Genomic DNA, 26,117 nt, shown 5'->3' with positions numbered 1-26,117 from the left:
GCCGGTTGCTATCTTCAGGACACGCGTACGCCCCTCCCACTTTCTTGGAGCACGGCATGTCAGATGCGGGTATCTTCGGCCTGGACAATGGCGCCGCACACCGCGTTCCGACCCGCAAGAGCGAACTGCTTTCCCTCGTTGCCGACCTGCTGGACGAGAATCCAGAAGACGTCGATGAGCAGGAGAACCTGATCGAGTACGGAATTGATTCCATCTCGGTCATGCGCATGGTCAGTCTGTGGAACCGACAGGGACTTGACGTCACGGTCGGCGAGCTGTTCGAGGCGCCGACCATCGCCGAGTGGTGGGAGATCCTCAGCGGGCGGGTGGTGGCCGAACCCGAGCCCGCCGGCGAAGCGTCGGCGGACGCGGATCCGGGCACGCCGTTCGCGTTGGTGCCGGTCCAGCACGCCTACTGGGTGGGGCGCGGAGACGGGCAGGTGCTCGGCGGCGTCGGCTGCCATGTCTATCTGGAGATCGACGGGTCGGGCGTGGACGCCGACCGCCTGCACCGGGCGGTGCTCGCGGTGGCGGACCGGCATCCGATGCTCCGCGCCCGCTTCCTCGACGACGGCACGCAGCGGATCATGCCGGAACCGGGATGGAACGGGCTGACCCGCTACGACCTGCGCGGGAGCGACGAGGCGGCGGTCGAGCGGGAGTTGGTGGAGATCCGCGAGCGGCTGTCGCACCGCAGGCTCGCCGTGGAGCACGGCGAGGTCTTCGACATCCGGCTGTCGCTGCTGCCGGACGGGCGCACCCGGATGCATGTCGAGCTGGACCTGCTGGTGGCCGACGTCCTCAGCTTCAACATCTTCCTGGACGACCTCGCGGCCCTGTACACCGGCGGGGCCGCGGCCCTGCCTCCCCTGACCTATGTCTTCCCGCGCTACCGCGCCGACCTGGAGCGGTCCCGCAGGGCGGCGTTCGCCCGGGACCGCGACTACTGGCGCTCCCGGCTGGCCGAGTTGCCCCCGGCGCCCCGGCTGCCGCTCGCCCAGGACCCCGCGCGGATCGGCAAGCCGGTCTTCCGCCGCCTGGCGCACTGGCTGGACCCGGAGCGCCACGCGCGGCTGGTGACGCTCGCCCGCCGTCACCAGGTCACCCCGGCCATGGTGTTGGGCACGGCCTACGCCGAGATCCTGGGGCGCTGGAGCGGGCAGTCGCGGCTGCTGCTGAACCTGCCGCTCTTCGACCGGGTGGCCCTGCACGACGATGTCGGGGGAATGATCGCCGACTTCACCAATCTGGTGCTGCTGGACGTCGACCTGTCCGGGGACTCCTTCATCGAACGCGTCCGGGGGGTGCAGCGACGGTTCCAGACCGATATCTCGCACAGCGCCTACTCGGGCGTCGAGGTCCTGCGCGACATATCCCGGCACGGGGACCTGGATGGGGGAACGGCGCCCGTGGTGTTCGCCAGCAACCTCGGGGGCGGCGATCTGTTGAGCGATCGTTGCCGTTCCTCCTTCGGCGAGTTCGGATACTCGATCACCCAGACGCCGCAGGTGTGGCTGGATCACCAGCTCATGGATATGGACGGCGGCCTCTACCTCAACTGGGACTTTGTCGAGGGGTTGTTTCCCGAGGGTGTGGTCGAGGGAATGTTCGGCGCCTACCGCGAGGTGCTGGACTGGCTGGCCGAGGGCGACTGGAACCAACCCACCCCCATCGCACTGCCGGCCGAACAACGCGCGGTACGCGAACGCGTCAACGCCACCCAAGCCCCCGAAAGCGGACGACTCCTCCACGAAGGCTTCTTCCACCAAGCCACCACAGCACCCCACCGCACCGCCCTCCTCTGGGACGACAACGGCCACCTCACCTACCGCCAACTCGCCGACCACGCACTCCACATCGCCGGCGAACTCACCGCCCACGGCGTCAAACCCCACGACACCGTCGCCATCACCCTGCCCAAAGGCCCCGACCAAATCGCCGCCATCCTCGCCACCCTCGCCACCGGCGCCACCTACGTCCCCATCGGCATCGACCAACCACCCCCACGCCGCAACCGCATCCTCACCACCGCCAACATCCACCACGCCATCACCACCACCACCGACTGGCCCACCCACCTCCACACCATCAACCCCCACCACCTCACCGCACCACCACTCCCCCACCCCCACACCAACCACCCCGACGACTCCGCCTACATCATCTTCACCTCAGGCTCCACCGGCCAACCCAAAGGCGTCGAAGTCAGCCACCGCGCCGCCACCAACACCATCGACGACATCAACCAACGCTTCCACATCCAACCCACCGACCGCGTCCTCGCCCTCTCCGCAGCCGACTTCGACCTCTCCGTCTACGACACCTTCGGCCTCCTCACCGCAGGCGCCGCCCTCGTCCTCACCAACGAAAACGACCGACGCGAAGCCCAACGCTGGCTCCACCTCACCCAACACCACCACATCACCATCTGGAACAGCGTCCCCGCCCTCTTCGACATGTACCTCACCGTCGCCCAAGCCCGCCACCACACCGACCACCTCCGCCTCATCCTCCTCTCCGGCGACTGGATCAACCTCGACCTCCCCACCCGCTACCACCAACGCAACCCCCACGGACACTTCATCGCCCTCGGCGGCGCCACCGAAGCAGCCATCTGGTCCAACGCCCAACCCGTCACCCACACCCCACCCCACTGGACCTCCATCCCCTACGGCCAACCCCTCCGCAACCAGCACTACCGCGTCGTCGACACCCAAGGACGCGACTGCCCCGACTGGGTCCCCGGCGAACTCTGGATCGGCGGCACCGGACTCGCCAAAGGCTACCGAGGCGACCCCACCAAAACCGCCACCAAATTCACCCACCACAACAACCAACGCTGGTACCACACCGGCGACCTCGGACGCTACTGGCCCGACGGCACCCTCGAATTCCTCGGCCGCACCGACCACCAAATCAAAATCCGCGGCTTCCGCATCGAACTCGGCGAAATAGAAACCATCCTCGAAACCCACCCCCACATCAACCACGCCATCACCACCACCCATCAAGAGAAGATCGTCGCCACCATCACCACGGATTCCCCCGAGGAGACGGCGGACCAGGACGCGCTGCGCGCGTGGGTGGCCCAGCGGCTGCCGGAGCACATGGTGCCGGAGCGGTTCGCGGTCCGCGCCGAACTGCCGTTGACGGCGAACGGCAAGGTGGACCGCGCCAGGGTGATCGACGAGTTGAGAACCGAGGGCGAGGAGGCCACCACCACGGCCGGCGATCCTCCGCGCGGGCCGATCGAGGAGGTGCTGGCCGGGATCTGGGCCGAGCTGCTGTCCCTGCGGGCCGTGCACCGCGCGGACAACTTCTTCCACCGCGGGGGCGACAGCCTGATCGGGACCCGGATGATCGCCGCGCTGATCTCCGCCGGGGTCGCCGGCGGTGAACTGCGGCTGCTGTTCGCCAACCCGGTGCTGGCCGACTTCGCCGCGCTGCTGCGGCTCGACGACGCCCAGGCGGCCTTCGGGCCGGTCCAGGCCGACGAGGCCGCCCGCCATCTGCCGTTCCCCGCGAGCGAGGTCCAGCGGGCCTACTGGATCGGCCGCCGTCCCGAGTTCACCCTCGGCGGCGTCGGCTGCCACTTCTACACGGAGTTCGACGGCGTCGACGTCGACCCGGAGCGGCTGGAACGCGCCTGGAACATCCTGATCGACCGGCACGAGATCCTTCGCGCCGTCTTCGACGCGCAGGGGGCACAGCGCATCCAGCCGGCGGTGCCCCGCTTCACCATCCCGGTCGAGGAGGCGGACGCGGAGCACGCCGAGGAGGCGCTCGACCGGCTGCGGGAGACCATGTCCCACCGGGTCTTCGACCCCGCCGTCTGGCCGCTGTTCGACGTGCGCGCGGTGCGGCACCCGGGCGGCGTCCGGCTCGGTGTCGGACTGGACAATCTGATCCTCGACGCGTTGAGCGTGCTGATCCTGCTGACGGAGCTGGAGCAGCTCTACCGCGACCCCGAGGCACGACTGCGCCCGGTCGGTGTGTCGTTCCGGGACTACCAGCTCAACGCCGGGCCCAGCCAGCGGGAGCTGGACCGGGCCCGCGCCTACTGGCTGGAGCGCCTGGAGGACCTGCCGCCCCCGCCCCAACTGCCGCTGGCCATCGACCCGGCGCGCATCGAGCGACCCCGGTTCGCCCGCCGGGAGAGGTGGCTGGACAGCGACCGTTGGGCACGGATCACCGAGCGGGCCCGCGGTCATGAACTGACGCCTTCGGCCCTGCTGTTGGCCTGTTACGCGGAGGTGCTCGGCGCCTGGAGCGCCCGCCCCGACATGACGCTGGTGCTGACCACGTTCCAGCGTCGGGACGTGCACCAGGACATCAACAACATCCTGGGGGACTTCACCTCGCTGCTGCTGGTCTCCTACCGGCCAAAGACCGGCGCCGGGCTGCTGGCGAACGCCCGGGCGCTCCAGGAGCAGATGTGGCAGGACCTCGACCACCAGGCGCTGCCCGCGACCTGGGTGCTCCGCGAGATGGCGCGCCGCGCCGGCACCGCCGAGGTCAGTATGCCGACGGTCTTCACCAGCGCGCTCGGCATCATCGAGGACCTGCCTGGCCTGGGGTCGGAGAAGTTCGCCGAGATCGGTTGGGGCATCTCCCAGACGCCGCAGGTCTGGCTCGACCACCAGGTCCGTGAGTACCCGCACGGGGTCTACCTCAACTGGGACTTTGTCGAGGGGTTGTTTCCCGAGGGTGTGGTCGAGGGAATGTTCGGCGCCTACCGCGAGGTGTTGGACTGGCTGGCCGAGGGCGATTGGAACCAACCCACCCCCATCGCGCTGCCCGCCGAACAACGCGCGGTACGCGAACGCGTCAACGCCACCCAAGCCCCCGAAAGCGGACGACTCCTCCACGAAGGCTTCTTCCACCAAGCCACCACAGCACCCCACCGCACCGCCCTCCTCTGGGACGACAACGGCCACCTCACCTACCGCCAACTCGCCGACCACGCACTCCACATCGCCGGCGAACTCACCGCCCACGGCGTCAAACCCCACGACACCGTCGCCATCACCCTGCCCAAAGGCCCCGACCAAATCGCCGCCATCCTCGCCACCCTCGCCACCGGCGCCACCTACGTCCCCATCGGCATCGACCAACCACCCCCACGCCGCAACCGCATCCTCACCACCGCCAACATCCACCACGCCATCACCACCACCACCGACTGGCCCACCCACCTCCACACCATCAACCCCCACCACCTCACCGCACCACCACTCCCCCACCCCCACACCAACCACCCCGACGACTCCGCCTACATCATCTTCACCTCAGGCTCCACCGGCCAACCCAAAGGCGTCGAAGTCAGCCACCGCGCCGCCACCAACACCATCGACGACATCAACCAACGCTTCCACATCCAACCCACCGACCGCGTCCTCGCCCTCTCCGCAGCCGACTTCGACCTCTCCGTCTACGACACCTTCGGCCTCCTCACCGCAGGCGCCGCCCTCGTCCTCACCAACGAAAACGACCGACGCGAAGCCCAACGCTGGCTCCACCTCACCCAACACCACCACATCACCATCTGGAACAGCGTCCCCGCCCTCTTCGACATGTACCTCACCGTCGCCCAAGCCCGCCACCACACCGACCACCTCCGCCTCATCCTCCTCTCCGGCGACTGGATCAACCTCGACCTCCCCACCCGCTACCACCAACGCAACCCCCACGGACACTTCATCGCCCTCGGCGGCGCCACCGAAGCAGCCATCTGGTCCAACGCCCAACCCGTCACCCACACCCCACCCCACTGGACCTCCATCCCCTACGGCCAACCCCTCCGCAACCAGCACTACCGCGTCGTCGACACCCAAGGACGCGACTGCCCCGACTGGGTCCCCGGCGAACTCTGGATCGGCGGCACCGGACTCGCCAAAGGCTACCGAGGCGACCCCACCAAAACCGCCACCAAATTCACCCACCACAACAACCAACGCTGGTACCACACCGGCGACCTCGGACGCTACTGGCCCGACGGCACCCTCGAATTCCTCGGCCGCACCGACCACCAAATCAAAATCCGCGGCTTCCGCATCGAACTCGGCGAAATAGAAACCATCCTCGAAACCCACCCCCACATCAACCACGCCATCACCACCACCCACACCGCCAACAACCAACAGAAGATCATCGCCACCATCACCACGGAACCCGAGGGCGGCACCGTCCGGTCCTCGGGCATGGCGGCGTTGGCTCCGAAGGTGGAGGTCGCCCCCGGGCCGGCCGACGGCTCCGGGGCGCATGCGGCGAACCTGATCGAGTCCTGGACGGCGGGCCTGGTCAGGGCGGGGATCGGCGACGCCGCCGCGGCCTTCGACGAGGTGGCCGGCGCGCTGGGCACGGCCGAGGAGTCGCGGGGTGTGCTGCGGCTCTGGCTGGACTGGCTCGCCGACCGCGAGGTACTGGCGGGCGAGGAGGGCACGTACGCGGCGGGGCCGCGCTGGCGTGAGGTGCTCGACCAACGAACCTGGGAGACCCGTCGGGATCGGGCGGTGGGGACCCCGGCGGGCCTGCTCGCCGACCGCCTCGTGGCGGTGACCGACACCGTCGCCGGCATCCTGCGTGGCGAGCGTGACCCGTTGGTGCTGCTGGAGGATCCGGTGTTGGCGCCGGAGGCGGCGGTCGTCAACCAGTCGGACAGCGAGGGCGCGTTGCGCGGGGCAGCCGCCACCGTCGCCGCTCTCGCGGCCGAACTCGGCCGGCCGGTCCGGGTCGCCGAGCTGGGCTGTCGTTCCGGGGTCGCCGCCCGGCGGCTGCTCGCCCGCCTGGCGGCCGAGGACATCGAGCTGACCCTGTTGGACGACGCGCCCAGCCTGCTGGAGACGGCCGAGAAGAGGCTCGCCGACCTCCCGCACACCATCGCCTACCGGCTGGTGCGGGACGGGATCCTGCCGCCCGAGCTGCGGCACACCCACGATGTGGTGCTGGCGAACCACTCGCTGCACCGCCACGCCGATCCGGTCACCGGGGTGGGGCTGGCCCGGCAACTCCTCGTTCCCGGCGGTGTGTTGATCGGGCTGGAACACCGGGAGCTGGCGCCGATCGGGCTGCTGACCGCCGGTCTGCTGGAGCGCGGCCTCACCCCGTGGGGCGGGCGGCCGTCCCGTTCCGGCGGGCCGCTGCTGGACGGCGCCGGATGGGCCGAGGTCCTCGACCGGGGCGGGCTGCGCGAGGTCTCCGTCGCCGAGGGCGAGGACTCCTCGCTGATGGTGCTCGTGGCGCGCGCCGCCCCGGATCTTCCGGTGGTCCGCGAGGCCGAGGTGATCGCGCGGGCGCGCGAGCAGTTGCCCCCGCACATGGTGCCCGAGCGGGTGACGGTGCTTCCGGCGCTGCCGCTGAGCGCCAACGGGAAGGTGGACCGGGCGCGGGTGGCCGCGCTGCTGGCCGAGCAGCCCGATCCCGGGGACGGCGGCGAGCCACCACGCACCGCGATGGAGGAGACGGTGTCCCGGATGTGGTCGGAGCTGCTGCGCGTGCCGGAGGTCGGCAGGGCGCACAACTTCTTCGCCCTCGGCGGCGACAGCCTGACCGCCACCCACTTCGCGGAGACGATCCGCGCACGGTTCGGTGTGGAGCTGCCGCTGCGGCAGATGTTCCAGGACCCGACGGTGGCGGCGGTGGCCGCGTCGATCGACGCGAGCCTCGAAGCGGCCGGGGCGACGGACGGTTCGACGGAGGACGGGATCCTGTGAACACGCGGAGTCTGCTGAACGAGTTGGCCTCGGCCGGTATCCACCTGTGGGAGGACTCGGGGCAGTTGCGGTACCGGGCGCCCAGGGGCGCGCTGACGCCCGAACGGTTGGCGGAACTGCGCGCGGCGAAGGAGGAGTTGCTGGCGACGCTGCGCGGCGACCGGCTGCCCGTCATCGCCCCGGACGCCGCGAACCGGTACGAGCCCTTCCCGTTGACCGACGTCCAGGCGGCGTATCTGGTCGGCCGCCAGCAGGGGTACGCCTACGGGGGCGTCGCCTGCCATATCTATCTGGAGGTCGAGTACCCCGCCCTGGACCCGGTGCGGGCCGAGGAGGCGTGGAACCGGCTGATCGCGCACCACGACATGTTGCGGCTGGTGGTGCACCAGGAGGGCTACCAGCAGGTATCGCCCTCGGTCGAGCCCTACCGGATCCCCGCCGTGGACCTGCGGGGCGAGGGCGAGCGGGCCGTGGAGGCGCGGTTGCGGGAGGTGCGCGACGACCTGGGACAGAAGATCCACCCGACCGGGCAGTGGCCCCTGTTCGAGCTGAGCATCACCCAGACCACGGGCCGGGCGATCCTGCATCTGTCGCTGGACTTCCTGATGGCGGACTGGACCAGCATCCAGCGGTTGCTCGGCCAAATGGACCAGCTGCGCGCCGACCCGGACCACGCGCTGCCGCCGTGCGAGGTCACCTATCGGGACTATGTGCTCGCCGAGCGCCGTCTGCGGGAGTCCTCCCGCTACCAGCGGGATCGGGACTACTGGTGGGCGCGCCTGGACGAGCTGCCGCCGGCCCCGGAGCTGCCGACGATGACGCGGGCCGAGTCCCCGCCGTCCTTCCACCACCACGCCGGCCGGCTGGAGTCGGCCCCGTGGGCGGCCTTCAGGGAGCAGGCCACCGCAGCGGGGCTGACCGCGTCGGGGGCCGTGCTGGCCGCGTTCGCCGAGGTCGTCGGGCGGTGGAGCCGGAGGCCCGAGTTCACGCTCAATCTGACCCTGCACAACCGGCTGCCGTTGCACCCCCGGATAGACGCGCTCTTCGGCGACTTCACCTCGGTCGTCCTGCTGGCCGTCCAGGGCGGGGGCGCCTCGTTCGCCGAGCGCGCCAGGCGGCTGGGCCAGCAGCTCTTCGACGACATGGACCACCGGCTCTGCTCGGGGATCGAGGTCATCCGCGAGCTGGCGCGGCGGCGCGGCCGGGACGAGGCCGTCATGCCGGTCGTGTACACCAGCGCGATCGGCGGTTCGGAGGACGAGGCGACGAGGACGACCGGCGAGATCGGCTACAGCGTGACCCAGACCCCTCAGGTGTGGATCGACTGCCAGGTGATGGAGCGCAACGGGGCGCTGCTGCTGAACTGGAACGTCCGCGACGACGTGTTCCCGCCGGGCCTGGTCGAGGAGATGTTCGCCGCCTTCGAAAGCCTCCTGCGCCGGCTGGCGGACGGCGCGGCGGCCTGGTCGGCCGGCGAGCCCGTCGCGCTGCCGGCGGCCCAGGCAGAACGGCGGGCCGCGGTGAACGCGACGGCCGGTGAGCTGCCCTCGTTCCTGCTGCACGAGCCGGTGTTCGAGACGGCGCGGCGGTATCCGGACCGGATGGCCGTCGTGGACGCGGCGGGGACGCACAGCTACCGGGCGTTGGGCGGTCGGGCGGCGGCGATCGAGGCGGCGCTGCGGGCGGCCGGCGCCGCGCCGGGCGACATCGTGGCGGTCGTCCTGGACAAGGGGTTCGACCAGATCGCCGCCGTGCTGGGCGTGCTGGCGGCCGGTGCGGCCTATCTGCCGATCGACGTCGGCCAGCCCACGGCCCGGCGCGATGTCATCCTCGGCGACTCCGGCGCGCGTTTCGTCGTCACCGCGTCCGCCGACGACTCCGTGCCGCCACGGGTTCGGGGGCTGGCCCTGGACGCGGTGCCCGCTGCCGAGACGCCGCCGGGCGTCCCGGGGCGCCGGGTGGGCCCGGACGATCTGGCCTATGTGATCTACACGTCAGGGTCGACGGGCACGCCCAAGGGCGTGATGATCACCCACCGGGCGGCGGCGAACACCATCGCGGACGTCAACGAGCGCTTCGACGTCCAACCGGGCGACCGGGTCCTGGGGTTGGCGCACCTCGGGTTCGACCTGTCGGTGTACGACATCTTCGGCCCGCTCGGCCTCGGTGGCCTGCTGGTGCTCCCCGACCCAGGACGGCGCGGTGATCCCGGCCACTGGGCCGAGCTGGTCGAGCGGCACGGGGTGACGGTGTGGAACTCGGTCCCCGCGCAGCTCCAGATGCTCGGTCACTATCTGGCGGCGCGGCCAGGGGGCGGCACCGGTTCGTTGCGCCTGGCGCTGCTGTCCGGCGACTGGATACCGGTGACCCTGCCCGACGAGATCCGCTCCCGCGTTCCGAACATGCGCCTGGTGTCCCTGGGAGGCGCGACCGAGGCGTCGATCTGGTCGATCCACTACCCGATCGACGAGGTCGACCCGGAAGCGCCGAGCATCCCCTACGGCTTCCCGCTGCGCAACCAGACCTTCCACGTGCTCGACCAGGCGATGCGCGACTGCCCCGACTGGGTGGCCGGCGAACTCCACATCGGCGGCGACGGGTTGGCGCGCGGCTATCTCAACGACCCGGGGCGCACCGAGGAGCGGTTCCTGACCCACCCGGTGACCGGGCGGCGGCTCTACCGCACCGGCGACCTCGGCCGCTACCTGCCGGGCGGGGCCATCGAGTTCCTCGGGCGCGAGGACCACCAGGTCAAGATCCGGGGCCACCGCGTGGAGCTCGCTGAGGTGGAGGCGGCCCTGTTGAGCCATCCGACGGTGCGCGGCGCCGTGGTCCTCGCGGACGGCAGCGACACGCTGCGGCGCAGGCTGGTCGCGTTCGTCGAGTGGGACGAGCGGGGCCCGGGGCAGGAGGGGCCACGGCTCGACGAGCATGTCCGCGAGCTGTTGCCGGAGTACATGTGCCCGGCGGTGGTCCACCCGCTGCCCGCCCTGCCGGTCACCGGGAACGGCAAGGTCGACCGGGGCGCGTTGACCGCCCGGCTGGCGGAGATCGCCGACCTGTCCGTGACGCCCGCCAGCCATGCCCCGCGGGAGGGGCTGGAGACGACGCTGGCCGAGCTGTGGGCCGAGGTGTTGAACGTCGAGTCGGTGGGGCGCAACGACGACTTCTTCGCGCTGGGCGGCAACTCCCTGCTGTCCACGCAGCTGGTGGCCGAGGTGCGGGCCCGCGTGCCGCAGGCGGCCGGGATGTTCTTCGACAGCCTGGTGCGCCAGCTGCTGCCCGAACCGACCGTCGCCGCGATGGCCCGCCACCTGGAGGAGGCGCGGGCCGACGCTCCCCCAACGGAGGCCGACAGCGGCCGGACGTCCTCCCCGTTGCGCCGGCTGGGGAACGGCGACACCGGGCCGACCGTGCTCCTGGTGCACGACGGCACCGGCGAGCTTGACCGTTACCAGCAGTTGGCCGACCTGCTCGATCCGGGGCGCAGGGTGCTGGGGCTCTCCGTCGGGCACGCGGACGGCTATCTGCGGGTGTCGGACGAGTCGCTGGCACGGCGGCGGACGACCGGCTATGCCCGGCTGGTCCACGCGGAGGCGCCGGGCGAGATCCGGGTGGTCGGCGCCGGAGCGACGGCGGTCCTCGCGCTCGGCGTCGCGGACGCGCTGCGCGAGCTGGGCGGCGAGCCGGGCGAAGTCGTGCTCGTCGACGGCTACCGCGTCGACGAGCGGGCGACCGACGAGCTGTGGCTTGAGGCGCTGTTCGCCGGGGAACTGGGCCTGCGCGCCGAGGAGTTCGGCTACCCGGCCGAGGGCCTGGCCGGCGCGGACCGCCCGCTGCCACGGCGGGCCGAACGGCTGGCGGCGTTGGGCCGGGCCGCCCGGCTGCGCGCCAGGACCCCCGTCACCACGCGGCTGGACGTCTTCCGCAAGTCGGTGGACGCGTTGCGCGACTGGCCGCCGACGGCCTACCCGGGGCCGGTGCGGCTGCTCGACACCGGGGCGGTGCCGAACGCGCTCGGCAAGGCGCTGTTCGCCGAGTTGACCGCGGCGGGCTGCCCCGATGTCGAGGTGGTGGCGCACGACCGGCTGCCGGTGATGGGGGCGCTTGCCGCGCTGTTGGAAGAGGCGGCCAGATGAGCGCGGCGCCCGGCGTCGGGCTGCTCGGTGGTTCGGGTGCCGTCGGCAGGCAGGTGGCGGCCAGGCTGCGGGCTCGCGGTGTCGAGGGGGTCCTGGTCGGCGGGCGTGACGTGGCCGCCGCCGAGGCCGTGGTCGGCGAGGTACTCGGCGGCGCGGGGCGCGCCGTCGGGGTCCACGTGGAGGACCCGGCCTCACTGCGGGACTTCGTGGCCGACCGCGCGGTGGTGGTCAACTGCGCGGGCCCCTCCCGGCGGATCATGGACCGGGTCGCGGTGGCGGCGCTCCGCGCCGGCGCCGGGTATGTCGACGTCGGGGGCGACGACCCGCTGTACGCGGCGATGACCCGGCCGGGCGCCCCGGCGCCCACCGTTCCCGTGGTGCTCTCCGCAGGCATGGTCCCCGGGCTGACCGGCCTGCTCCCGCGGTACCTCGCCGGGCGCGGGTTCACGGCGGTCGACCGGCTGACGGTGTACCACGGGGTCCGCGACCGGATCGGCTGGTCCGGTGCCTTCGACCTGGTCACGGGGATTCTCGACGGCGTCGACGAGTCCTTCGCCGCGTGGCGCTCCGGCGCGCCGCGCTCCGGCGCCCTGGGCCGGGCGGTGGACACGGCCCTGCCCGGCTTCGCCGAACCGGTGACGGCGCACCCCTATCTGTCCCCCGAGGGGGTGCGGACGGCGGCGCGGCTGGGGCTGGGCGAGGGCACCTGGTACAGCGTGCTCTTCGACGGCCGCACCTCGGAGGTGCTGGGCTCGCTGCCCGCGCTGACCGGGGCCGACGCGGCGCCGGCGGCCGAACGACTCGCCCGCGCCGCCGACTTCGACATGCTGGGCCGCGTCCCCCAGGTGACGCTGCTCTGCCAGCTCGACGGGCGCGGACCGGGCGGGACGATGACGCGTTCGCTGGTCCTGCGGGCGGGCGGCGCCGCCGAGCTGGTCGCGGCCACGGCGGCGGCGACCGTCGAGCAGGTGCTGCGCGGCGGCCTGCCGGCGGGGGTGTGCTTCGCCGGCGAGGCGCTCGACCCGGCGCCGGCCGTGGCCGCGCTGGCCCGGGACCCGGGGGTGACACGGCTGACCGAGCACGACGTCCCGCTCGAAGAACTGCTTTCGCTGGATGAGGGAGTGTTTTGACGAGTTCCGACCTGAGGACCCGGCGGGACGGGCCGGCCACGTTCGCTGGCTGCTACCGCGTCTACCGTCCGCGCTCCACGGCCCCGCTGCGGCTGGTCTGCTATCCGCACGCCGGGGGGAGCGCGAGCTTCTACCAGCGGTGGGTGTCCTGCCTGCCGGACTGGGTCGAGCTGGTCATCGCCCGCTATCCGGGCCGCGAGGACCGGCTCGGCGACCAGCAGTTCGCGAGCCTCCAGCTGCTGGCGGACGAGCTGGCCGAGGCGCTGGCGCCCGCCGTGGACCGACCGACGGCGATCTTCGGCCACAGCATGGGGGCCGCGGTGGCCTACGAGGTGACGCGGCGGCTGGAGCGGCGTGGCCTGGAGCCGACCCGGCTGATCGTCTCGGGCCGTCCGGCGCCCCATCGGCAGCGCCCCCGCCGGATCCATCTGCGGGACGACGACGGGCTGATCGCCGAGGTGGTCGGGCTCAGCCCGGAGTCGGCCGCCCGCTTCGACGACGAGGCCCTGCGTCAGCTGGTGCTGCCCACCATCCGGGCGGACTACCGGCTCATCGAGACCTACCGGCCGGATGCTCCCGGCCGGGTGCGCACCCCCATCGCCGCGGTGGTCAACGGCGACGACCAGGAGGTGAACCAGGACGAGGCGGACGCCTGGCGCGAGTGCACCGCCGGGGACTTCGAGCTGCGGCAGCTGCCGGGCGGTCACTTCCATCTGGTCGACAGCGCGGAGGAGTTCACCCGCTGGCTGGAGACCGCTCTGCGCCCCGACCCGCACAGCTGGCCCTCCACCCCCTGAATGAGGACCCACGATGAATGTACTGGTGAGTGAGACGGCCGCGCCACGGGAGTTCACGCCGTGGCCCGAGGACCTGGCCGCGTCCTACCGCGCGGACGGGCTGTGGGGTGGCATCACGCTCGGCCGGATGCTGCGGGATAGCGCGGCCCGGCACGGTGCCCGCACCGCCGTGATCGACGAGCACCGCGTCTGGAGCTACGCCGAACTGGACCGCGAGGCGGACCGTCTGGCGGCGGGGCTGGTCGCCACCGGCATCGCCGCCGGCGAGCGGGTCATCGTCCAACTGCCCAACGGCGGCGCGTTCCTGCTGGTGTGCTTCGCCCTGTTCAGGATCGGCGCGGTGCCGATCCTGGTCCAGCCGACGCATCGGGACCACGAGATCCGGCAGCTGTGCCGACAGGGTTCGGCGGTGGCGCTCGTCATCCCCGACCGGCGCGCCGGGTTCGACCATCGGGCGATGGCCGAGCGGTTGCGGGCGGACTGCCCGACGCTGCGCACCGTCATCGTGGACGGCGACCCGGGGGACCACCTGCCGCTGGCGGAACTGCCCGCCGATCCCGTGCCGTTGCCGGATCCGGACCCGGGCTCCGTCGCGCTGCTCCAGCTGTCCGGCGGCACCACCGCGATACCGAAGCTGATCCCGCGCACCCACGACGACTACCTCTACAACGCCCGCGCCAGCCTGGGCGCCTGCCCGCTGGAGGAGAGGGACGTCTATCTGTGCGGGCTGCCCGTAGCGCACAACTTCCCGCTCTGCGCCCCCGGCGTCCTCGGCGCGCTCGACGTCGGCGCGACCGTCGTCCTGGCGCGCGGCCCGGGCGCCGAGGACGCGTTCCCGCTGATCGAGCGGTACGGGGTCACCGTCACCGCGGTGGTACCGCCGATCGCGCTGCTGTGGCTGGAGGCCGCCAGGGACACCCGGCACGACCTGTCGAGCCTGCGGGTGCTCCAGGTGGGCGGCGCCCGGCTCAAGCGGTCGGCCGCCGCCGAGGTCGGGCCGGTCCTCGGCTGCCGGCTCCAGCAGGTGTTCGGGATGGCTGAGGGACTGATCTGCTACACGCGGCTGGACGATCCGGACGAGCTCGTGGAGAGCACGCAGGGCGTGCCGATGTCGGAGGCGGACGAGGTCCTGGTGGTGGACGACGAGGACCGCCCGCTGCCGGTCGGCACGGCGGGGCACCTGCTGACCAGGGGCCCCTACACGATCCGTGGCTACTTCCTGGCGGACGAGCACAACGCGCTGGCGTTCACCACCGACGGCTACTACCGCACGGGAGACATCGTGCGCCAACTGCCCTCGGGCCACCTGATGGTGGTCGACCGGGCCAAGGACCTGGTCAACCGGGGCGGGGACAAAGTCGCGGCGGACGAGGTCGAGGAGCATCTGATGAGCCATCCGGAGGTGCGCGACGCCGCCGTGGTCGCCGAGCCGGACGCGGCGCTCGGGGAGCGGATCTGCGCGTTCGTGGTGCCCCGCTCCCCCCTGCGGAGCCGGCTGCTCAGGGCCCACCTCCGCGATCGTGGCCTGGCCGGCTACAAGATCCCCGACCGGTTCGTGTTCGAGGAGGCGCTGCCGTTGACCGGCGTCGGAAAGATCGACAAGAAGACACTCAGGGCGCGTGCCGCCGCGTTGGCGGCCGAGGAGGGCCGGTCATGACGGCACAGGACGGTTTCGAGCTGTTCTCGGTCCAGGGCCGGACGGCTCTGGTGACCGGCGGGGCCAGGGGCGTCGGCGCGCTGATCGCCCAGGCGCTGGTGGAGGCGGGCGCCGAGGTGTACGTGACCTCGCGCGACGTGGCCGCCGCCGAGAAGACGGCCGCCCGGCTCTCGCTGTTCGGCGACTGCTTCCCGCTGGCGGCCGACCTCGCCACCGAGCGGGGCTGCCGTGACCTGGCGGAGTCGCTCGGCGGGCGCGTCGACCGGTTGAACCTGCTGGTGAACAACGCGGGCGCGCTCCACACCGCGCCGTTGGACGACTTCGACGACGCGGGCTGGGACACGGTGCTCCAGGTGAACCTGAGGGCGGTGTTCCATCTGACCCGCTTTCTGCGGCCGACGCTGGAGGCCGCGGCGCGGGTGGGGGATCCGGCCCGCGTCGTCAACATCGGTTCCATCGACGGGCTGCGGGCGCCGGCCGCGGAGATCTACTCCTACGCGGCGAGCAAGGCCGCGATGCACCATCTGACCCTGCACCTGGCCGGCCGGCTGGCGCCACGGATCGCCGTGAACGCCCTCGCGCTCGGCCCGTTCGAGTCCGCCATGTCGCGGGACGCGCTGGCCGACGACATCGGTCGGCGCTCCCCGCTGCGGCGCGCCGGGGGGCTCGACGACCTCGCCGGCGTCATGCGGTTCCTCGGTTCGAGGTCCGCCGCATATCTGACCGGCACGGTGATCCCGTTCGACGGCGGCCTGTCGGCCACCCGCTAGACGGTCACGCCAGGTAACAGGTCGATCGACCTGTTACCTGGTAGGCTGGGCGCGGACGCGCCGGATGTGACGATCCGGGCGCGCCCGCGCACCAGCCGCCCCGGCGGTCCGCCGGGGCGGGGTGGAACGGCGATGGAAAAGGTGACAGGGGCGCGATGAAATCGGAGCAGGAGCAACCATTAGAAGCCGTGGGCCTCGGGGATCTGCTGCGCCCCGTTCGCTCGCGCCTGGGCACGGCGATCGCCCTCCAGGCGGTCGGCGCCGTGGCGGCCGTGGTGCCGTTCGCGGCCGTGGCGGAGCTGGCCCGAGTGCTGCTGGAGGACGGCCCGGTGGACAGGGGCCGGGCCTGGACGGTCGCCGCCGTCGCGGCGGGCGCGCTGGTGGTCTGGCTGGCGTTGACGACCGTGGCCAGCGCGATCGCGCACTCCGCCGACCTGGACTTCCAGTTGTCGGTGCGGCGCCGCCTCGTCGACCGGCTGGGCCGGGTACCGCTCGGCTGGTTCACGGACCGGGGCGCCGGCGGCATCGGCAAGGCGGTCCAGCACGATGTCGACGCGATGCACCACCTGGTCGCGCACTCGCTGTTGAACCTCACCGCCAGCCTCGTCACCCCGGTGGCCACGCTGATCTACCTGTTCGTGGTGGACTGGCGGATGGCGCTGATCCTGCTGATTCCGATCGTGATCGGGCTGGCGCTGTTCATCCGCATGATGACCAGCCTGGACGCGGAGTCCGCCGCCTATGACGAGGCCCAGCAGCGCATCGTCAGCAGCGTGGTCGAGTTCGTCGAGGGCATCGCGGTCGTCAAGATGTTCGGACAGGCGAAGCGCGCCCACCGGCGGTTCACCCAAGCCGCCGACGACTTCGCGACGTTCTTCATCGCCTGGATCTCCCGGGGCTACCGGGCGACGGCCGCCTCGGCGCTGATGTTCAGTCCGATCACCATCCTGCTGACCGTGCTGGTGGGCGGCACCGCTCTGATCTCGGCTGGCTCCCTCGACCCGGTGGACCTGCTGCCGTTCGTGATCGTCGGTCTTGGGCTGGCCGCGCCCATGCAGGCGCTGGACTTCCACGGCCACGACCTGGAGATGGCCGGCGCCGCCGCCAAGCGCGTGAGCGCCCTGGTCACGGTGCCCGAGCTGGCGGTCCCCGAGGAGCCGCGCCGGCCGGAGCTGGCGGGCGGCGCCCAGGTGGAGCTGTCCGGCGTGGAGTTCGCCTACGACGCCGACCGGCCGGTGCTGAGCGACATCGACCTCTCACTGTCCCCGGGGACGGTGACGGCGCTGGTGGGCACGTCGGGCTCGGGCAAGACCACCCTGGCCAAGCTGCTGCCGCGGTTCTTCGACCCGACGGCCGGCACCGTCACCATCGGCGGCGTGGACGTGCGGGACATCGCGCCGGAACAGCTCTACCGGCTGGTGTCGTTCGTCCTCCAGGACGTCCAGCTCCTGGCGGCCAGCGTGCGCGACAACATCCGTCTCGCCCGACCCGACGCCGACGCCGAGACGGTGCGCCGTGCGGCGCGAGCCGCCGTCGTCCACGACCGGATCGAGGCGCTGCCCCAGGGCTACGACACGATGGTCGGCAGCGATGTCCGCTTCTCCGGCGGCGAGGCACAGCGCCTGTCCATCGCGCGGGCGATCCTCGCGGACACCCCGATCGTGGTGCTCGACGAGGCGACCGCCCACTCCGACCCCGAGTCGGAGGCACAGATCCAGGACGCGCTCTCCGAACTGGCCGCCGGACGGACCGTGTTGGTGGTCGCCCACCGGCTGGCCTCGGTGGTCGGCGTCGACCGGATCGTCGTGCTCGAAGAGGGCCGGATCGTCGAGCGGGGCACCCATGCGGAACTGCTCGCCGCCGACGGCCGATACGCCCGGATGTGGCGGCTCCAGGAAGAGTCCCGGCCACCGGAAGCCGACACCCAGGACAGCTACGCCGGCACCGGCGTCAAGGAGGGGGGACGATGATCCGCCGACTGTTCACCGCGCTCGGCCCCCAGCACGACCGCGCGCTGCGGCGGGTGCTGGCCTGGTTCAGCGTTGCCGCCTTCCTCCAGGGCGTGGCGTTCGTCCTGCTCGTCCCCATCCTGCGTGAACTGCTGGGCGACGAGCCGGAGGAGGCGTGGCCCTGGGTGATCGCGCTGGCGGTCCTGTGGGTCGCCTACGCGGCCGTCAGCTACCCGGCGACGCTCGCCGGCTACCGCACGGGCGCCGACATGTGCCGCGACCTCCACCACCGGATCGGCGACAAGGTCGCCCAGCTGCCGCTGTCCTGGTTCACCTCCGACCGCGTCGGGCGGCTCGGGCGGCTGGCCGCGCAGCGCGTGGTCGACATCATGGGCGTGCCGGCGCACCTGCTGCGGCAGTTGGTCGACACCTCTGTCACGCCCCTGGTCGTGGTGGCGGCGATGTTCCTGTTCGACTGGCGGCTCGCCGTCTCGATGGCGGTCTCGGCCGTCGCGGTGGCGCTGATCTACCGGCTGGCGAGCCGGGGCATGCAGGCGGCGGACCGGGACGCGGACCGCGTCCACGCCGAAGCGGCGGGCCGCATCGTGGAGTTCGCCCGCGCCCAGCCGGTGCTGCGCGCCTTCGGCCGCACGGTGCAGGGGCACGACGCGCTCGACGAGGCGCTCGCCGCCCAGCACGCGGCCGGTCGTCGGATGCTGCGCGCCGGGATGCCGGGCGTCGTCTGGCTCAGCTTCGTCGCCCAGGCGTCGTTCATCGCGCTGCTGGCCCTGGGCACCTACCTGACGCTCGACGGTTCGCTGGGCACGGCCGAGCTGATCGGGCTGCTGGTGCTGGCGGCCCGGTTCGTCGAGCCGGTCACGCTCACCGCCGAGCTGGGGGGCGCGATCCGGGTCGCGGAGAACGCGCTGACCGAGATCAACGAGCTGCTGGCCACCGAGACGCTGCCCGAACCCGCCGACCCGCGGCAGGCGGACGGCGCCGAGATCACCCTCGACTCGGTGCGCTTCGGCTACGAGGGCACCACCGTGCTGGACGGGCTGTCGATGCGGGCGCCCCAGGGCCAAATGACCGCGTTGGTCGGCCCTTCGGGCGCCGGCAAGACGACGGTGATCAAGCTGATGGCCCGGTTCTTCGACCCCGCCGCCGGCTCGGTCAGGATCGGCGGCGTGGATGTGCGGGAGATGCGCACCACAGACCTGACCTCGCTCATCTCCGTGGTCTTCCAGGACGTCTACCTCTTCGACGGCTCGATCCTCGACAACATCCGCCTCGGCAGGCTCGACGCCACGGACGAGGAGGTGTACGCGGCGGCGCGCACGGCGCGGGTCGACGACATCGCGGCGCGGCTCCACGGCGGCTGGGAGGCCCCGGTCGGCGAGGGCGGCAGCCGGCTCTCCGGCGGCGAGCGGCAACGCATCTCGATCGCCCGCGCCCTGCTGAAGGACACCCCGATCGTGCTCTTCGACGAGGCGACGGCCGCGCTGGACGCCGAGAACGAGCACGCCCTGCAACAGGCGATGGCGGCCCTGTCCCGGGACCGCACCGTGCTGGTGATCGCGCACCGGCTGCACACCCTGCACGAGGCCGACCACATCGTGGTCCTCGACGAGGGCCGCGCCGTGGAGGAGGGCGTCCACGCGGATCTGCTCGCCCTCGAAGGACGCTACGCGCACTACTGGCAGGAACGCCGCCGTGCACACGGCTGGCGGCTCACCGACCCGACCCCGACACGCTGACCGGCCCGCGCGCGAGGGCACGGCCGACGCCTCGGCCTCATCCGTGCCCGGGCGCGCGCCCCGCGCTCGGCGTTCCCGCGCCATCCGCCTACGAGGAGTTCCGATGGATCAACAGTGGACCGAGAGCTCGGTGTTCAGACCCGCGACCACCGCGCTGCTGGATCGCCTGGACCGCCGCATAGCCGAGCAGCGCTGCACGTTCCTGATGTCGAGCAACTACATCAACGCGGCGAGTACCAAGCTGGCCTACCTGATCAGCTCGTCGCTGACGGCGAGGGGCGGAGCCGAGCACTATCTGAGCTTCCTGATCAACTCGACCGTCGAGGCGCTCTCCGGCGCCGTGAAGCTGGCCCGGCAAACCTCCGTGCGGGCCAGGCGGGACGACGGCGGCTGGGTCCTGCTGCTGGACGCGAAGGGCGTCTTCGCCTCCTTCGTCGACCCGACGTCGCGGGGTGTCGAGGAGGCGATAACCCCGCATGTCGTCGTGGTCCCTAACGCGGCGCGGGCGGTGGAGGTCGGGCCGAGGCACACCTGGTCGGCCGTCGTCGTCGTGCGGGACGCGTCGATGACGGAGTCGTTCGCCAAGGAGCTTGAGCCGCTGCTTCGCGACGCTCGGGCGCGGGGCTCGATGGTCGTGCTCTGCGACAGCGAGCTGGAGCCGGGAGACGACCGGCTGTTCACCGACCCCCTGGGGGCGGATGTCATCGTCTACGGCGAGAACCTCGGCGGCGGCCAGGTGCCCTTCGGCTGCTTCGCCATGACGGAGAAGGCGTACGAGGTCTGGAACAACGACGTCGACTGCTACGCGCAGACCTCGACCTTCGGCGGCAACACGTTCTGCGCCGACGTGGTGCTGGCGACGCTCGACGCGCACGGGCTGATCGACGCCGAGCAGCGCGGGGCACTGGCGGTGATCGACGCCGACCGGGAGGAGATGCGCGCGCGGTGGGCGCGGTACATCAACCCCGCCATGGGGAAGATGGAGCCCATATTCGGGCTGGACCTGGAGATAGACCGCGCCACCGGGGCCCGGCTCCACCTGGACGACGGCCGGGAGATCCTGGACTGTAGTGGCGGCTTCGGCAGCAACTTCCGTGGACACAACCCGCCCGACGTACCCGCCGAGGTCCTGGCGGCGCACCGGCCGGACCACGACTACTACGCGGACCTGGAGGAGTTCCTCACCCGGCTCACCGGCTTCGACCGGGCGTTCCCCGCCGTGAGCGGGGCGACCGCGGTGGACCAGGCCGCCGCACTGGCGCTGCTGGCCAACCGGGGGCGCACCAGGGTGGTCACCTTCACCGGCAACTTCGCCGGCAAGTCCCTCTTCGCCATCAACCTGAGCAAGCACGGCCCGCAGGTCACCGAGTCCGACGACGAGGCGTTCCGCCCTTACTACCACGACCTGGTCTATGTCGACCCCTTCGCCGATGACGCGGTCGGCACGCTGGAGGAGGTGCTGGGCTCCGGCGAGGTCGCGCTGGTGTGGTTCGAGATCATCCGTGGCGGCCTGTGCCAGCCGCTGCCGGAGGAGATCCTGCGCACGGTCGAGCGGCTGCGCGCGAGTGGTGGCTATCTGGTGGGCGTGGACGAGGTGCTGACCGGCGGTTGGCGCGCGGGCGACGACTACCTGGCCCACCGGGGGATGCTGGAGCACGTCGACCTGGTGGCGGTCGGCAAGGCCATGAGCGACATGCTCTTCCCGATGTCCTCGGTGCTGTGCACCCAGGAGGTGTACGACCGGGCCATGGCCGCCGACCCGGGCCAGGTGCGGATGCGCTCCCGGCACTTCCGCACCGCGCTGGGCGCGCATATCGCGCACCACGCGCTGGAGAAGATGACGGACGAGGTGCGGTGGAAGGAGGCGATGGCCGCCCAGCGCGTCCTGGAGGACGGCATCCGGCGGTTCGCCGCCGCGTCGCGGATCTTCGGGACGGTCGACGGGCAGGGCGCGATGCTGCGGCTGCGGCTCCGCCGCGGGTACTTCCCGTTCGACCACCGCTCCAAGTTCGGCGTGCTGCTGGAGATGGCGGCGGCCCAACTGATCTTCGAGCGCAGCGGGATCTTCGTCTTCCTGCTGCGGTTCCTGCACCGCACGGTGACCACCGAGGAGGACGCGCGCGAGGTGGTGCGCCGCCTGGAGGTCGGGATGCGCGACGTCCGACCCCGCCAGATGTACCGGTTCATGGCGAGCCGGATGCTCTTCGCCGCGGGCGCCAAGGGGCTGTCCCGGCTGGTCGCGGGCCGGCTCGCGCGGCCTCGTCACAGCACGGGCAACTGACACGTCGGACAGGCGGGATGGGGTGGAACGGATGCTCGACCGGCGGGAGAAGTGGCGCGGTTACTGGGACGACCAGGCGGCCGGCTACGACAAGGGGATGAGGTTCTGGGACCGACTGCTGTACGCGGGCCAACGTGAGTGGGTCTGCGAACGGGCGGTGGGCGAGGTGCTGGAGGTCGCCGTCGGCACGGGCCTCAACCTCCCGCTCTACCCGGAGGACGTCAGGCTCACCGGGATCGACATCAGCGACCGGATGCTGGAGCTGGCCAGGATCCGCGCCGACGAGCTCCGGCGCGAGGTCGATCTGCGCAAGGGCGACGCCCACCACTTGCCGTTCGACGACGGCAGCTTCGACACGGTGGTCTGCACGCTGAGCATGTGCGCGATCCCCGACGTGGACCGGGCGCTGGGCGAGATCCACCGGGTGCTGCGCCCCGGCGGACGGCTGGTGATGGTCGATCACGTGGTCAGTCCGAATCGGGTGCTGCGCCTCGTCCAGGGGCTCATCGAGCGGTTCAGCATCCCGTCGGCGGGCGAGCACCAGAGGCGCCGGCCGATCGAGAACGTCCGCGCGACGGGCTTCGTCGTCAGCGAGACGCAGCGGCTGAAGCGCGGGCACGTGGAGCGTCTGGTCGCGATCCGATAGCCGGTGGGCACGAGTTCGCGTGACCGGCCCCCGGTGTGCGGCTGGGTAGGCTTGGGAGCGGGTTCGGTTGCCACTAGGGAGAGGCCCAGCGGGTGAGAGAAGTACAGCAGAAGCGGGCACTGGCGACCCGACAGCACATCCTCGACAGCGCGGCGGCCGTGTTCGACAGCGAGGGGTTCGCCGGCGCGAGCCTGGGGCGGATCGTGCGGCACGCCGGAACGACCAGGGGCGCGCTGCACTTCCACTTCCCGACCAAGGAAGCCCTCGCCAACGCGGTGGTCGACGAGCACAACCGGCGGATCACGGCCGTGGTGGAGGGGATCTCCCGAAGCGACGTGAGCGCGCTGGAACAGATGATGGCCATCTCCGAGCTGACGGCTCGACAGATCGACGACGACCCCGTCGTGCGGGCCGGCACGCGGCTGCTGATGGAGATGACCTACAGCGAGGCTCCCCCGCTGGCCTACCGGGTGTGGATCGAAGCCTGCGAGAGGCTGGTCCGCAAGGCCGTGAGCGACGGTGACCTCGCGCCGACGGTCTCCCCCGAGGCGGTGGCGCATCTGGTGATCTCCTCGCTCGCCGGCACCCAGATGGTCACCTCGGTGCTGTCCGGACGCGGCGATCTGCACCAGCGCGTCGAGGAGATGTGGGAGATCATCCTGCATGGCCTCGTCCCGACGGACCGGCGGGGCCGGGTGGCCGCGCTGCTGCGCGACCGGGCGGCCCTCACGGACTGAGGCACCGGCCGATCGAGCCGCCGACACCGCCAGGGCAGCCGACGGCCCACGCCCCGACCCCCTGCCGCTTCGTCAGATCCAGTTCGAGTCCCTGGCTATCCGCAGGGCGTCGATTCGGTTGCGCGCACCGAGCTTCGTCACCATGGACGACAGGTAGTTGCGCACCGTGCCCTGGGAGAGATGGAGCCGGGCCGCGATCTCGACCACGGTGTCGCCCCGGGCGATGTGCTCCAGCACGGAGAACTCCCGCAGGGTCAACGGGCAGTCCTCGTTGACCAGGGCCGCGACGGTCAGCTCCGCGTCGAAGGCCCGCTCGCCCCGGTGCAGCCGGTGGATGGCGTCGAAGAGCTGACGTGGCGACTTGCTGCGCTCCACCATGCCTCCGATGCCGGCGACAAACGTCTGCCGGACGACGGACCGGGTGAACGCCGTGGCCAGCAACATGCTCCGGCACCCCGGGATACCCGTGATCTTCTCGGCGATCGCGATCGCGTCGCCGTCCCCGCCGTCGAAGCTGATGATCACCACGTCCGGCCTGTGCAGTTCGGCGAACTCCAGCGCCTCCATGGCGCTGTTCACCGACCCGGCGACGCGGATCTCCTCGTGCTGCTCAAGCAACGCGGTGAGCCCGTAACGGGACAGTTGCAGGTTGTCGGACACCAATACATCGATTGCCATTTCGATACCCCCTGGTCGTTCCTCGACCGCCGTGCACGGATTGCCCCCGGTCATCACGCGTCCGTGCGCACGCGGCACACCCAGAAGATCCAGCGGACGGAGACATCACTGGTCTGACCCATCCATCCACGACACGACTCCTTCCCCTGTCACCCCGTCCCCCGAACGGTTCGGACCGGCCCTGGTCGGGGCCGAACCCAACCCGCCGGGGCATCCGTTCGGGGCCCGGTCCGGCCCGGCGAGGATCGCGGGACGCCCCCGGCCGCCGAGGGCCCCACGGTTCTTCCCCCCCTACGAAGTCCGACCGGGTGGTCCGCCGTCTCCCAAGCCAGGGCGGCGGTACGAGCGCTCCGCGTGGAGTCTGCGACTGCCGCGGCGAGCAGGTGCGTCCCCCGACACGGGAAGGCTCGGTCGAACATGCGTGTGGTCCAGCGCGGTCCCTCGCCATTATGGGGCGGCTCGGCTGGGCGATGTATGTATGTCGTCTATACGGGCCCTGGTCGCCGCCCCGGCCAACTGCCGGCGTGCGACCGGGCGTGCGCCGGCATGTCCACCGCGCTGTGACCCATGCCACAAGCCTGGCCTGTCAGGAATCGGGGCGCTGTCCCGCTCAACTCACGAAAGCGAAGCGACCCGACGGGAGCGTCCCATGAAACACCGCATCGTTGTCCTCGGCGCCGGCTACGCCGGGGCCTACGTGGCCGGGAACCTGGCCCGCAGGCTGTCCCCGGCGGACGTCGAGATCACCGTGGTCAACGCCGTGCCGGACTTCGTCCAGCGGCTGCGGCTGGCCCAGTTCGCGGCCGGCCGGGACATCAAGGCTCCCCGGCTCGCCGATGTCTTCGCGGGCACGGGGATCCGGCTGCGCGTGGCCCGGATCACCGCCATCGCCCCCGAGCGCGGGGTCGTCGCCGTGGCCGACGCGGACGGCGGCGGCGAACTCGGCTACGACACGCTGGTGTACGCGCTCGGCAGCCACGGCGACGACCACGCCGTCCCGGGCGTGGCCGAGCACGCCTTCGACGTCGCCGCCAGGCCGTCGGCGCTGCGGCTGCGCGAGCGCCTGGCCGAGTTGGGCGAGCGGGACGGAGGCGGCCGTGTGGTGGTGGTCGGCGACGGGCTGACCGGCATCGAGACCGCCACCGAGATCGCCGAGGCCCGGCCCGCCCTGTCGGTGGCGCTCGTCGCCCGCGGCGAGTTGGGCGCCCGGCTCTCCGCCGGAGCCCGCGGGCATGTGCACCGGGCCTGCGACCGGCTGGGCATCACCGTCCTTGAGCACGCCGGCGTCGAGGCCGTCGAAGCGACGCGGGTCCGGTGCGCCGACGGCGCCGCCCCGGCGTCCGACGCGACCGTGTGGGCGGCCGGGTTCGCGGTCAGCCCCGTCGCCGCCGCCAGCGGGCTGGAGGTCACCGGGAGCGGCCGGATGGTCGTCGACCGCACCATGCGGTCGGTCTCGCACCCGAACGTCTACGCCGTCGGCGACAGCGTCCATGCCATCGGAGACAACGGCCGTCCGCTGCCGATGTCCTGCGGCTCGGCCGGCTTCACCGGCCGGCAGGCCGTCGAGGCGATCGTGGGACGCCTGACCGGCCGCGGGATCGCGAACGTCGCCCTGGTCTACCGGTACAACACCATCAGCCTCGGGCGGCGGGACGGTCTCTGGCAGTCGGTCGACGACGACGGGCAGGGAAAGCCGAAGTACCTGGGCGGGTGGAAGGCCGCGCGGATCAAGGCGGCCGTCGAGAAGGGCTCGCTCTGGGGCACCTCGCACCCGACCTTCGGCCTGCCCAAGCGCCGGCGCCGCCTGGCCACCGCGCCGGCCGCCTCCGCCCGGAACAGCGGTCGCGTCGACGCCTAGGGTGAT

Annotated in this window: 13 protein-coding genes; 12 read left to right on the top strand and 1 reads right to left on the bottom strand. The window is 71.8% G+C overall.

Annotated elements, in window-relative coordinates; genetic code table 11:
• Positions 1 to 56 precede the first annotated feature (56 nt).
• The 11 genes from K4G22_RS30780 (at position 57) to K4G22_RS30730 (ending at position 23,575) form a co-directional block, all read left to right on the top strand.
• Positions 57 to 7,712: a non-ribosomal peptide synthetase gene (locus K4G22_RS30780; protein WP_228083759.1), complete on the top strand. Its 7,656-nt coding sequence runs from the start codon at positions 57 to 59 to the stop codon at positions 7,710 to 7,712.
• Positions 7,709 to 11,851 carry a non-ribosomal peptide synthetase gene (locus K4G22_RS30775; RefSeq protein WP_228083758.1) on the top strand — a complete coding sequence of 1,381 codons (4,143 nt, stop codon included), beginning with the start codon at positions 7,709 to 7,711 and terminating at the stop codon, positions 11,849 to 11,851. Before K4G22_RS30780 ends, K4G22_RS30775 begins: the two co-directional genes overlap by 4 nt.
• Positions 11,848 to 12,981, top strand: coding sequence for a saccharopine dehydrogenase NADP-binding domain-containing protein (locus tag K4G22_RS30770; RefSeq protein ID WP_228083757.1), 1,134 nt, complete (start codon positions 11,848 to 11,850; stop codon positions 12,979 to 12,981). The genes K4G22_RS30775 and K4G22_RS30770 overlap by 4 nt, the downstream gene beginning before the upstream one ends.
• Positions 12,978 to 13,778: a thioesterase II family protein gene (locus K4G22_RS30765; RefSeq protein WP_228083756.1), complete on the top strand. Its 801-nt coding sequence runs from the start codon at positions 12,978 to 12,980 to the stop codon at positions 13,776 to 13,778. The genes K4G22_RS30770 and K4G22_RS30765 overlap by 4 nt, the downstream gene beginning before the upstream one ends.
• Positions 13,779 to 13,791: 13 nt before the next feature.
• On the top strand, positions 13,792 to 15,435 hold the full coding sequence (locus tag K4G22_RS30760) for a (2,3-dihydroxybenzoyl)adenylate synthase (protein ID WP_228083755.1): 1,644 nt from the start codon (positions 13,792 to 13,794) through the stop codon (positions 15,433 to 15,435).
• A complete protein-coding gene (locus tag K4G22_RS30755; protein WP_228083754.1) occupies positions 15,432 to 16,205 on the top strand; it encodes an SDR family NAD(P)-dependent oxidoreductase in 774 nt (257 codons plus the stop codon). Before K4G22_RS30760 ends, K4G22_RS30755 begins: the two co-directional genes overlap by 4 nt.
• Before the next feature lie 155 nt (positions 16,206 to 16,360).
• Complete coding sequence (locus tag K4G22_RS30750) at positions 16,361 to 18,175, top strand: ABC transporter ATP-binding protein (RefSeq protein ID WP_228083753.1); 1,815 nt, start codon at positions 16,361 to 16,363, stop codon at positions 18,173 to 18,175.
• On the top strand, positions 18,172 to 19,911 hold the full coding sequence (locus K4G22_RS30745) for an ABC transporter ATP-binding protein (protein ID WP_228083752.1): 1,740 nt from the start codon (positions 18,172 to 18,174) through the stop codon (positions 19,909 to 19,911). The genes K4G22_RS30750 and K4G22_RS30745 overlap by 4 nt, the downstream gene beginning before the upstream one ends.
• A gap of 103 nt (positions 19,912 to 20,014) precedes the next feature.
• Positions 20,015 to 22,192 carry an aminotransferase class III-fold pyridoxal phosphate-dependent enzyme gene (locus K4G22_RS30740; protein WP_228083751.1) on the top strand — a complete coding sequence of 726 codons (2,178 nt, stop codon included), beginning with the start codon at positions 20,015 to 20,017 and terminating at the stop codon, positions 22,190 to 22,192.
• Positions 22,193 to 22,223: 31 nt separating this feature from the next.
• The gene (locus K4G22_RS30735; RefSeq protein ID WP_228083750.1) at positions 22,224 to 22,838 is read left to right on the top strand and encodes a class I SAM-dependent methyltransferase; all 615 of its coding nucleotides are present in this window, start codon (positions 22,224 to 22,226) and stop codon (positions 22,836 to 22,838) included.
• Positions 22,839 to 22,930: 92 nt separating this feature from the next.
• Positions 22,931 to 23,575: a ScbR family autoregulator-binding transcription factor gene (locus K4G22_RS30730; RefSeq protein WP_228083749.1), complete on the top strand. Its 645-nt coding sequence runs from the start codon at positions 22,931 to 22,933 to the stop codon at positions 23,573 to 23,575.
• Positions 23,576 to 23,647: 72 nt separating this feature from the next.
• On the opposite strand, the gene K4G22_RS30725 is transcribed toward K4G22_RS30730, so the two are convergent.
• Positions 23,648 to 24,253, bottom strand: coding sequence for a response regulator transcription factor (locus tag K4G22_RS30725; protein ID WP_228083748.1), 606 nt, complete (start codon positions 24,251 to 24,253; stop codon positions 23,648 to 23,650).
• 649 nt (positions 24,254 to 24,902) lie between these two features.
• Between K4G22_RS30725 and K4G22_RS30720 the strand changes: the two genes are divergently transcribed.
• Positions 24,903 to 26,111 carry an NAD(P)/FAD-dependent oxidoreductase gene (locus K4G22_RS30720; RefSeq protein ID WP_228083747.1) on the top strand — a complete coding sequence of 403 codons (1,209 nt, stop codon included), beginning with the start codon at positions 24,903 to 24,905 and terminating at the stop codon, positions 26,109 to 26,111.
• Positions 26,112 to 26,117 lie beyond the last annotated feature (6 nt).

Origin of the sequence: Streptomyces profundus, from assembly GCF_020740535.1 — a bacterium.
GTDB lineage: Bacteria > Actinomycetota > Actinomycetes > Streptomycetales > Streptomycetaceae > Streptomyces > Streptomyces profundus.
Note: the sequence above shows the minus strand (reverse complement) of the source record. Positions and strands in the feature narration are given on the sequence as shown.

What these genes read in the sequence shown, in the direction of transcription:
- K4G22_RS30780 (WP_228083759.1), top strand. Translation starts at nt 57, where the DNA reads ATGTCAGATGCGGGTATCTTCGGCCTGGACAATGGCGCCGCACACCGC.
- K4G22_RS30770 (WP_228083757.1), top strand. Translation starts at nt 11,848, where the DNA reads ATGAGCGCGGCGCCCGGCGTCGGGCTGCTCGGTGGTTCGGGTGCCGTC.
- K4G22_RS30760 (WP_228083755.1), top strand. Translation starts at nt 13,792, where the DNA reads ATGAATGTACTGGTGAGTGAGACGGCCGCGCCACGGGAGTTCACGCCG.
- K4G22_RS30755 (WP_228083754.1), top strand. Translation starts at nt 15,432, where the DNA reads ATGACGGCACAGGACGGTTTCGAGCTGTTCTCGGTCCAGGGCCGGACG.
- K4G22_RS30750 (WP_228083753.1), top strand. Translation starts at nt 16,361, where the DNA reads ATGAAATCGGAGCAGGAGCAACCATTAGAAGCCGTGGGCCTCGGGGAT.
- K4G22_RS30745 (WP_228083752.1), top strand. Translation starts at nt 18,172, where the DNA reads ATGATCCGCCGACTGTTCACCGCGCTCGGCCCCCAGCACGACCGCGCG.
- K4G22_RS30740 (WP_228083751.1), top strand. Translation starts at nt 20,015, where the DNA reads ATGGATCAACAGTGGACCGAGAGCTCGGTGTTCAGACCCGCGACCACC.
- K4G22_RS30735 (WP_228083750.1), top strand. Translation starts at nt 22,224, where the DNA reads ATGCTCGACCGGCGGGAGAAGTGGCGCGGTTACTGGGACGACCAGGCG.
- K4G22_RS30725 (WP_228083748.1), bottom strand. Translation starts at nt 24,253, where the DNA reads ATGGCAATCGATGTATTGGTGTCCGACAACCTGCAACTGTCCCGTTAC.
- K4G22_RS30720 (WP_228083747.1), top strand. Translation starts at nt 24,903, where the DNA reads ATGAAACACCGCATCGTTGTCCTCGGCGCCGGCTACGCCGGGGCCTAC.